The sequence below is a fragment of the Nocardia implantans genome (assembly GCF_035544775.1).
Lineage (GTDB): Bacteria > Actinomycetota > Actinomycetes > Mycobacteriales > Mycobacteriaceae > Nocardia > Nocardia implantans.
This window is the reverse complement of the sequence record NZ_JAYKYQ010000003.1, coordinates 152,053-162,286: the sequence shown is the minus strand read 5'-3', so window position 1 is coordinate 162,286 and position 10,234 is coordinate 152,053. Positions and strand designations below refer to the sequence as shown.

Sequence of the window (10,234 nt, the reverse complement as noted above, 5' to 3'; positions counted from 1 at the left end):
CCTAGAACTTGAACGACGTTCAAGGTAGCAAACCGGCCAGAGCGGCGCGCACCGAGCGTCGCAGCGCTACCGGTGGGTCCACTGCGGCTGCGCGAAGTGGGCGACTCTGGCCGCCGACGGGTCCGTGCCGAGCAGGACGACTTCGCGGAATTGCCACAGCAGCGCGCCGGTCGGTGCGTGAATGGTCATCTTCGGGCCGAGCCGCATCTGCAGCAGACCCGCTTCGCCCGCGGGCGCGGTGTCGTCGCGCAATTCCGCTTGCCGCACCGCGTCCTCGGCGCGGACCCAGCGCGGGGTGTCCTCTGCGGCGACCCGGGCCAGATCGACCAGGTGCGCCGAGTAGACCTCGTCCGGATCCGGCTGTAGCCGCGTCGCGCCGGTCAGCGCCAGAACAAGGGGCGTGATCGTGAAACCGGATGCCGCCGGGAAGTCGTCGAGCGCGCCGAGCAGGTCATCGGGAGTCGCGTCCAGGCCCAGTTCCTCGCGCAGTTCCCGTAAGGCGGCTTGTTCGGCGCTCTCGCCCTCCTCCAAACGGCCACCGGGCAGACCCCACTGTCCGGCGTTGCGTCCACGGTAGGCCCGCTTGATAACGATCACCGACAGCGGTCCGTCGGACTCCTCCACCACGCAGAGCACCACCGCCGCGCGGCGCACACCGGGCAGATCGGCGACCTCGACGCGCGGGAACGCGGCCAAGCGAGCCTGCGCGAGCACGCGGAATTCGTCGATGCTCCTGGGTAGCGGCGTTTTCGAGGTCGACTCCATGACTTCGATCCTGCCCGACCCCGCGGACGAGCGCGACAAAGGAAGTCGTTGACAGCAACTGTCTCACCTGTCACCGTATCGGGAACCTCCGGGGCCCGGATGCGCCCCGGGCGTTCGCGATCGGAGCGTGCTTGATGGGATTTCTCGAGCCCGACCTGCCGGTGGTCGACATGGCGGAGTGGAGCAAGGGCACGCGGGCCGAGCGCATCCGTCCCATGGCCCGGCACTGGGCCGAGGTCGGCTTCGGCACACCGGTGGCGCTGCACCTGTTCTACGTCGCCAAGATCTGCCTCTACGCCCTCGGTGGCTGGCTCATCGTGCTGACCACCGACGGCATCGACGGATTCACCGACATCGGCGCCTGGTGGTCGGAGCCGATCGTCTTCCAGAAGATCGTGCTCTACACGCTGCTGTTCGAGGTGGTGGGGCTCGGCTGCGGATTCGGACCGCTCAACAACCGGTACTTCCCGCCGTTCGGCTCGATCCTGTACTGGTTGCGCCCCAACACCATTCGCCTGCCACCGTGGCCCGGACGGATACCGCTCACCAAGGGCGACAACCGCACGCCGGTGGACGTCGCGCTGTACGCGGCACTGCTGGCGATGACAGCGGTCGCGTTGCTGTCCGACGGAACCGGCCCGATACCGGAACTGGGCACCACCGTGGGTTTGTTGCCGCACTGGCAGGTGCTGATGGTCCTCGCGCTGCTCGCGGTACTCGGACTACGCGACAAAGTGATCTTCCTGGCCGCGCGGGGCGAGGTCTACGCCACCCTCACAGTCGCCTTCCTTCTCCCCGGAGCCGATTCGATCGTCGCGGCGAAGGTCGTCTTCGTCGTGATCTGGATGGGGGCGGCCACCTCGAAACTCAACAAGCATTTCCCTTTCGTGGTGTCCACGATGATGTCCAACAGCCCGGTGTTCCGGCCCAAGCCGCTCAAACGCGCGTTCTTCGAACGCTTTCCCGACGATCTGCGCCCCGGGCGGTTGTCCCGCCTTTTCGCCCACGGCGGCACGGTCGTCGAGATGTGCGTTCCGTTGGTGTTGTTCTTCTCCCACGGGGGTTGGCCGACGACGATCGCGGCGATCGTGATGGTGTGCTTCCACCTGGCGATCCTCACCGCCATTCCCATGGGCGTCCCGCTGGAGTGGAACGTCTTCATGATCTTCGGCGTCGTCGCGTTGTTCGTCGCGCACGCCGATCTCGGTCTGGACAGCCTGCGCGAGCCCGTGCCGGTGGCGGTGCTGTTCGTCGTGCTCGCGAGCATCGTGATCGCCGGAAACCTCTTCCCCCGCAAGATCTCCTTCCTGCCGGGCATGCGGTACTACGCGGGCAACTGGGACACCACCATGTGGTGCGTCAAACCCTCGGCCGCGGAGAAGATCGGCAACGGCGTCGTCGCGATAGCCAGCATGCCGCAAGCCCAGCTGGAGCGGTTCTACGGCAAGGACCGGGCGCAGATCCCGATGTTTCTCGGGTACGCCTTCCGGGCCATGAACACCCACGGCCGCGCCTTGTTCACGCTCGTGCACCGCGCCATGCCGCCCGGCCGCGAAGACGAGTACACCATCACCGACGGTGAGCGGATCTGCAGCACCGCCATCGGCTGGAACTTCGGCGACGGCCACCTGCACAACGAACAACTCATCGCCGCGCTGCACCGCCGTTGCCACTTCGAACCCGGCGAAGTGCGCGTCGTGCTCCTCGACGCCCAGCCGATCCACCGGAAGACCCAGCAATACCGCCTCGTCGACGCCGCCACCGGCGAGTTCGAACGGGGCGAGGTACAAGTCGCCGACATGGTGACCCGCCAGCCGTGGGCCGACGACGTGCCGGTGCGCGTGCACTACAGCACGGAGCAGTGATCCGACAGCAGCGGCTCAGGCATCCACCGACGTCATGACGCCGGTCTCGGCCGGTTCCGGTTGTTTCGGCGCCGGCGGCACCCACCCCCGCAACGGCTGCACGACCGATCCGTAGAACGCATCCGTCGCCGCTGTCACACTGGCGATGAACGTCGCGGCGGTCCCGGAGCCGGATCGCCTGTTGCCCATCGGAAAAGACTGTTCCAGCGAGAAGGACACGATTTCCCCTGACCGGCCGTCGGTCAGTGCCTTCGGATTCTCTCGCACGGTGTCGAGGTGCTCACACGCTTCGTTGCCCCGCACCGAGAACACCGCTTCGACCCGCACGTCACCCGGAGCGTCCACGAGTTGCCTGAGCAACCATGCCAGCCGCCGGCCTGCGGTGCCCTCACTCGGCGCGTCCAGCGTGGTACGGCAGCGAATCCTGTTGGTGCGCACATCGGCGACCACCGTCAGATCGCCCACGGTGTCCGGAATCCGCAAGACCGCCTCGAAGCTACCCTCGCCCGCCAATCGCTCCGCGACGGCCGCGTTGCGTGCGGCCGGATCCGCTCGGTGCCGGCGGGGCAGCACATGCTTCACGCCGACACCGAGCTCCGCGGTCAGCCGCAGCGCGAGATGCCGCGACAGCGACATCCAGGCGTCCGCGACGGTGAGGACCTTCTGGTCGCCGGCCCGGAGGGTGCCTGCCACCACCGCGTCGCGGACGGCAACCCAGTGGCGGCCCATGTCGACGAACTCGTGCGCCCCGGACCGAGGATGGCCGAGGTACCGCAGGAACTCGCTCAGTATCCAGTTCTGCAGATCGTCCTCGATGCCACCGTGTGACAGCAGCATCCGCGCTTCGTGCATCACCTCCGCCCACGACAGATGCCGCAGCGCCACCTTCGCGAGTTTGCGGCGATCGACCTGGACGGGAAGCTCGCCCGGCCCGGCGGGCACGTCGTTCGACAAGCTGACCACCACGTCGTACTTGTTCTTGCGCGCCACTTCGAGGTAGCTCTCGAGCTGTTCGCGCCTCAGCTTGCCGTTGCCCGTCTTCACCTCCAGCAAACCCGTCCACAGCCGGCTGCCCCGGACGACTTTGAGCACCGCGTCCGGAATGACGGTCGACTCTCCCCGCTGGTACTGCACCTCGACGTACCCCTCGAAGGCGCCCGCGGGAGCGCCCATCCTGGCGCACAAGGCCCGCGCGAACGGACGCACGGCCTGCATGGTGGCGATCAGCGCCGACGTGGCACGCCGTTCCTGCTCTTCTCCTGCGCCGACGCCGAACACCGAGAACAGCCGGGCCGGTTGCCATCCCTCGTGTTCGGCGAGCTCGAACTCCATCGGCTTCGCCCTTTTCGCGACCCGCTTGGCGGTCCGCACGCCCTTGGCAGGCGTTGCCGGAGCATCCGTTCGGGTGATCTTCTCCGGCGTGGCGGCACCGGCTGGGCTCACGTCCGCAGGCACGGTCCGCTGGGGTTCCTGCGCGAGGACGTCACCGAGCGGCCGGTCGACCGGATCCGGCTCGGTATCGTCGTCCACGTCCACGCCGAAGTCCATCGCCAGCCCGGCCAGCCCGGATTCCCATCCCTGGCCCACGGCCCGGACCTTCCACACCCCACCACGGCGGTACACCTCGCCGAACACGAACGCCGACTCACTGGTGGCATCGGCGGTGACGTACTCGGCGAGCGATTGTCCCGCGCCGTCCACGACCCGGAACGCGAGTTTGCCGAGCTGCCCGAAGGTGCCGCTGCCGACGCTGCCCGCAAGCGCCACGGTGTGCACCGTGTCCGCAACCGTGGACAAGTCGATCGCGATCCGGGCCTGCGCTCCTTCCTCGGTCGCGCTCGTTCCCAAGAAGCGCACAGATCCGTCGGGCGATTCCGGCTGGTTGTAGAAGACGAAATCGTTGTCCGAGCCGACCTTTCCGTCCGCACGCAGCAATAATGCGGACGCGTCGACTTCGATCTCCGTCTCGGTCCACCCGAGCACGACATCGATGCGAACCACATCGTCCGGCAGCGAGACGTTCTGCCCTTTGGCCAGAATCGACGACATCAAGGCTCCACCCTTCTACAATCCGGAACGCGCGGTGACAGGAAATCCGCGTCAGCCGGTTCAGATCCCGGCCCCAATGCATCGCAGGCAACCTGGCTGCGACGCACTGCTATTCGGGGTAAGCGATTCCGCTGTTACACACTCCGCGAAGGGACCGCGGTGCGGGCTGCGGCGTGGCCCCCGCTGGAGCCGACGCCCGGCTCCTCCTTGCTTCGGTTATGCGGATCCGACTGCGCGCTTTGTAGGGAATTTCATAGTTGGATGCGCATATCGACAAACTTACATGTTGAGGCTGGGCTTCCCGTCGGCGCGGTTCCATAGCGGAGACAGGTCGAGACCGTTGGCCTACCGCGCGAGAATGACGCTATTCGTCTGTGCCGCTGTTGGTTTCCACACCATCGCCGAGCGCTGCCTGGGTCGCGGCTTCGTCGACGCGGTTCTCCACCCAAGCCAGGAAGGTTCGAACGTCGGTGGCGGGCAGTGGGAGTGCTGCCGAGCGTGGGCGCTGGAAGCTGCGCAGGGCTGTTTCGATGAGGGGGGCGAACTCTGGCTCCGAGGCCGCGATCATCTGCGCGGCTCGGCGTTTGGCCAGCCAGCGGCCCGTGCGGCAGAACGCTACCGCTCGGCAGCCGTTCAGCACCCGGTTGTCGCCCAGATGGCCCTCTCCCCCGGCGTGTTCGCGAACCGAGCCCAGGAGCGCGGCATGAACGTCGCGCCGCGACGGTGCCGCCATGATCTGCCGCACGGGAGCGCCGTACAGGAGACACGCGGTCTGGTATGCGATGGAGCGGTCGATGACGTACCAGAACGCTGCCGAATCGGACGGATCGAAACTGACGCGGTTCGGCAGCATCGGACCGGTGTTCAGGTCCATGAGATAACCGGCCGCTCTGGATGGCGCTGCGACGAAATCCGCGTCGTAGACCACGAGCTCCAGCCCGGCCGCCGGGCAGGGCAGCTCCGGATGCGCGAGCGATTCGGCCAGGTCATGCAAGCTCCGCGCAGGCAGCGACGCGGCGACGACGATCACCACATCGACATCGCTGCGCCCGTGCCGATAGTCGGCGAGCGCGACCGATCCCACCGCGAAGACACTCACCAGATGAGATCCGCAGACGGTGCGAGCGCGCAGCGCGAGAGCATCGAGGTACGGACGCAACTCGGCTGGAAGGACGTGGGGATCCACCAGGACGTGGGTCATGCGGGCCAGTATCCCGCCGAGGCCGGGTCCCGGGCCGGAAGTCGCAGGAATCACCGGAGCTGTCCGCCGGCGCCGACTCGGGCCGCCCGGACCCGCCGAGGTCGATCAGGTGGCAGCCATGCTCGGAACTCGGGATCCTCCGGCACGATGCGAACCACTTCTGATCAAGCCGCGGCGCCCGACGGCCTCAGTGCGGCAGGCCCAGCCCGTCGGCCAGTACGGGCCAGGAATTCTTCAGCGCTTCCTGCCAATAGCCCCAGGAATGAGTCCCGGTGGGCTGGAAATCATAGGTGGCGGGGATGCCGAGGGAGTCGAGGCGATCGCGCATGTTGTGCGTGCACCAGTTCACCGCGGCCTCGATCACGCCCCCTAGCACCAATTGGTTGAGGTAGCCACGGGGGCCGGGTTGCATATGCGAGCCGTTGTAGACGTCGTACATTCCGGGAACGCCGGTTCCGGTGGACAGGAACAGGCGTATGCCGCGTAACTGGTCGGCGTGCAGGTACGGATCATTGGCCGCCCACATCGGGTCGTCGGGCGGGCCGTACATGTTCTCGGTGTCGCCCCCGCCCCAGCTCTCCACCGCGAGTTTCACGAACTCGCGCCCGATCGGGTCGCTGACCTGCGCGCAACCGCTGTAAGCCGCGACCGCCCGGTACAAGCCCGGTTTGGCGATGGGCAGTTGCAGCACCGAGGTACCGGAGGTGGACAGGCCGGCGATGGCGTTCACCCCGGTGGTGCCGAACTCGGCGTCGATCAGCGGCGGCAGTTCCTCGGTGAGGAACGTCTTCCACTTGTACACACCCAGTTTCGGATCGGGCGCGCGCCAATCGGTGTAATAACTCCAGCGCCCGCCCACCGGCTGCACGACGTTGACGTCCTTGTCGGCGAGGAACCGCAGCACATCGGTGTTCTTCTGCCAGGTCGCGCTGTCCTGACCCCCGCCGCCCCCGTTCAACAGATACAACGTCGGCCGCGGAACCGAACGATCAGCCGGGCGCAGCACCTTCACCATGATGTCCTGCCCCATCGCCGCGGAATGCACCCGCACCTGCACCGTGCGCTCGTCCTCCGCCCACGAACCGGTGATCGACGCGGCATCGGCCCGCGCGGGCGATGCCGTCGTGACCGTACCCGCGGTCACCGCGAACACCGCCGCCAGAACAACGAGCGCGTGCACCATGGAGCGGCAGACCATTCCGATTCGCACTCTCGCGGAATCCTCGACAGGTCCGGCAGTCCATCCGGCGTCGAAGTCCGAACGTCGTCTCATCGTTTGGTTTCCTCCACCGTCGCGTTCGTCCACCCGGCGCCGATGCAGCTGCTCGACGCACATGAGTTCCGCCAACGCTAGAACCGGGGAAAGCGGCGCAGCTTCCCCGTTCGACAGATCTGGACACCTCACGAATCGGCTGGATCGCCTCTGAGGGTGCGACACAAGAGGCGAGACCGCGCCGCTGTCAGCGTCGCCAGAACAAGTGGTGTACCACCCCGCTGGGGCTGGGGACCCGTTCCAGATGGAAGCGGTCGGTCAGTTCGTCCGGGGTGGCCCACAGTCTTTCCCCACGACCGAGTTCGACCGGGGCGACGGCGATGTGCATCTGGTCGATCAGGTCCGCGTCGAGGAACTCGCGGACGGTGCGAACTCCACCACCGATGCGCACATCCTTGCCGTCGGCGGCCTCGAAGGCCTGTGCCAACGCCTCCTGTGGAGACGCGTCGAGGAAATGGAACGTGGTTTCGCCCAGGGTGAACGATGGCCGGGGGTGGTGGGTGAGGACGAACACGGGTGTATGGAACGGCGGCTCGTCGCCCCACCACCCCTGCCAGTCGTGGTTGTCCCACGGCCCGCGCTGGGGGCCGAACTTGTTGCGGCCCATGATCTCCGCTCCGATGTTGTTGCGGAAGTCGCGCGTGAAGTAGTCGTCGAGGCCGTAGGTCCCGCCGGGGTCGGTCCGATTGGGCCAGTGCGCGGTGGCGCCGCACCAAGCGAACAGCGCGCTCGGATCCGCGTGACCGAAGGGCCGCTCCAAGGTCTGCCCTTCCCCGGCGCCGTATCCGTCGCTGTAGATGTTGAAGTTCTGCACGCGCACCTGTTGTGACATCGAAACCCTTTCTGATTGCAATTTGCAATCGGTTGGAATCTACCCATACCGATCTCGGGTCGCAAGCAGTTGGGCACGACATTCCGACTCCGGACGGGGCGGAGTCGGATCAATCCGGCGATGAAGTTCCTCGGCGCGCGAACGAGGGCGCAGTCGGCGACCAGACGCAGATTTCATCGCCTCACCGATAGAGAGGTGGCTTTTACCTATCAACGCACGGATTCGGCAGCACGCCACGATTACAGCGACGTCTCCGCCGACTCAGCGCAACACATGTCTTGGACGAAAGCCCAGAGACGCCTTCGGTCCCCGACACTGGGCAAGCGCAGCACGGAATGATAGAATCAGAACATCTCTCTATCATTTGGATGGGGCGGACATCGCCCACCCGGATGACGGGACGGTATTTTTTTCGGGTCTTCCGACCTCACTCGGCAGCGAAAGAGACGGCTGAGAATGTCGACGATGAAACAGGAACCAGTGACGACGTCCGCGCTCCGCCCTGTGGGCCCGGGTTCGGCGACCTGGCGATGGGGCGTGGACTGGCGCACCGTGCTGGCGAGCCGGGCCGTGCTGCTGCTGGAGGTGGCGCACCCGGTGGTGGGCGCGGGCGTCATCGATCATTCCGAGTTCCTCAGCGATCGGTGGGCGCGCATCACCCGCACCTTCGCCTCGGTGCGGCGGATCAACGGATTCCACGGGTCGGAGGCCGCGCTCGCCGAGGGGCTGCGGCTGCGCGAGGTCCACCGCGACATCGCAGGCACCGACGCGCACGGACGCCGCTACCACGCGCTCAACGCCGACGCCTATCTGTGGGTGCATGCCACCGGCTACGCGGGCCCGGCGGAGGTCCGCCGAGTGTTCGACGGACATGTCGACACCGACCGCGAGGAGGCGTTGTTCCGGGAATGGCAGGACCTCGCCGGAGTTCTGCGCATCCCCGACCGGGTCGTCCCGCGCACGCGCGCGGAATTCTGGGCGTACTACCGGCGCACGGTCGCGGACGTCCTCGAACGCAATGCCGCCACCGATCTGCTGCTGGAACTCGACCGCAAGCCGATGCCGGTGCCGCCGCGGCTGCCTCTGCCGCAAACGGTGTGGAACGGGTTCGCCGTTCCGCTGGCGGCACTGCTCCGATTGACCACCGCGGGCATGATGCCGCCCGAGTTGCGGGACCGGCTGGGATTGGCGTGGTCACCCGCGCGCGCGAAGCGATTCGACCGCGCCGTCACCACGGTGCGGATGCTGGATCGGCTGTTGCCGGACAAGATCCGCCATCCGGTCGCCCACCGCACCGCCGTGCTCCCCTGACATCGTTGTCCCGTCGAAGAAGCCGGAGAAGGACGAAATCATGAGCCAGCCCGCGGCCCGGGAAGCCGCACCCGCGACCACGCGAGCGAGACGACGCGAAACCGACTCGCTCGACACACTGTTTCTCGCCGACGAGATCTCGGCATGGTTGTCACCGGCCTACGGGGCGGCCAATGTCGTGATGCAGCTCGCCGACGCCGGCGTCGCCTACGGGGTGATGGAGAGCAAAGTCGACAGCGGCAACCTCCACAAGCACCCGATCAAGCGCGGTCGCACCACAATGACCTACATCGCGGTGGCTGTCGCGGGCAATGCCCAGGACCGTCGCATCTATCGTGAGGCGGTCAACGACGCGCATGTTCAGGTGCGGTCGTCGTCGCGAAGCCCGGTACGCTACAGCGCGTTCGATCCCCACCTGCAACTGTGGGTCGCGGCCTGCATGAGCGCGGTCTTCGAAGACACCCGCCGGCTGCGCGGTGGCCGCACCTACCACGATCCCGACGCCGTGCACCGCGCCGCGGCCGTCTTCGCGACCACCCTGCAAGTGCCGCGCGAGATGTGGCCCGCTGATCGCGCGGCCTTCCAGCAGTATCGGAACAACCGACTCGATCGGCTCGAATTCGACGACCGGATGCGCGATTTCCTCATCGGCATCGCCCGTCTCGACTTCCTCCCCGCCCCGTTCCAAGCGCTGTTCGGCGACTGGAATCTGTTCATGACCGTCGGCTACCTCCCGGCACAGCTGCGCGACAAGCTGGGCTGCACCTGGACCGCCGTCGAGCAAGAACGATTCGATCGCTGGCAGCGCCTGCTACGGGTGCTCGACCGGCTCACTCCGCGGGCCGTCATGCGACTGAGCATGCGCGCCGCGGTCTGGGATATGCGGCTGCGCTACGTCACCGGAGCCACCGTCGTATAGCCCTCGGCGGAATATGCGA

Annotated in this window: 8 protein-coding genes; 3 read left to right on the top strand and 5 right to left on the bottom strand. The window is 66.9% G+C overall.

The window, feature by feature from the left end:
* Window positions 1-66: 66 nt before the first annotated feature.
* Window positions 67-765 (bottom strand): NUDIX hydrolase, encoded by a 699-nt coding sequence (locus tag U3653_RS08595; protein WP_195079091.1) that lies wholly within the window; start codon window positions 763-765, stop codon window positions 67-69.
* A gap of 134 nt (window positions 766-899) precedes the next feature.
* Between U3653_RS08595 and U3653_RS08590 the strand changes: the two genes are divergently transcribed.
* Complete coding sequence (locus U3653_RS08590; protein ID WP_195079090.1) at window positions 900-2,630, top strand: DUF3556 domain-containing protein; 1,731 nt, start codon at window positions 900-902, stop codon at window positions 2,628-2,630.
* A gap of 15 nt (window positions 2,631-2,645) precedes the next feature.
* Here U3653_RS08590 and U3653_RS08585 read toward each other — a convergent pair whose 3' ends face one another.
* From U3653_RS08585 to U3653_RS08570, 4 genes are all read right to left on the bottom strand, one after another.
* Window positions 2,646-4,679, bottom strand: a complete 2,034-nt coding sequence (locus U3653_RS08585) for a TerD family protein (protein WP_435406554.1) — start codon at window positions 4,677-4,679, stop codon at window positions 2,646-2,648.
* 364 nt (window positions 4,680-5,043) lie between these two features.
* Window positions 5,044-5,880, bottom strand: a complete 837-nt coding sequence (locus U3653_RS08580; protein WP_195079088.1) for a DUF4111 domain-containing protein — start codon at window positions 5,878-5,880, stop codon at window positions 5,044-5,046.
* 187 nt (window positions 5,881-6,067) lie between these two features.
* On the bottom strand, window positions 6,068-7,078 hold the full coding sequence (locus tag U3653_RS08575) for an alpha/beta hydrolase (RefSeq protein WP_397070414.1): 1,011 nt from the start codon (window positions 7,076-7,078) through the stop codon (window positions 6,068-6,070).
* Window positions 7,079-7,340: 262 nt separating this feature from the next.
* The gene (locus U3653_RS08570) at window positions 7,341-7,985 is read right to left on the bottom strand and encodes a dihydrofolate reductase family protein (RefSeq protein ID WP_195079087.1); all 645 of its coding nucleotides are present in this window, start codon (window positions 7,983-7,985) and stop codon (window positions 7,341-7,343) included.
* 465 nt (window positions 7,986-8,450) lie between these two features.
* Here U3653_RS08570 and U3653_RS08565 point away from each other — a divergent pair, with 465 nt between their 5' ends.
* Window positions 8,451-9,296 (top strand): oxygenase MpaB family protein, encoded by an 846-nt coding sequence (locus U3653_RS08565; protein WP_195079086.1) that lies wholly within the window; start codon window positions 8,451-8,453, stop codon window positions 9,294-9,296.
* A 40-nt stretch (window positions 9,297-9,336) separates the two neighbouring features.
* The gene (locus tag U3653_RS08560; RefSeq protein WP_195079085.1) at window positions 9,337-10,215 is read left to right on the top strand and encodes an oxygenase MpaB family protein; all 879 of its coding nucleotides are present in this window, start codon (window positions 9,337-9,339) and stop codon (window positions 10,213-10,215) included.
* Window positions 10,216-10,234 lie beyond the last annotated feature (19 nt).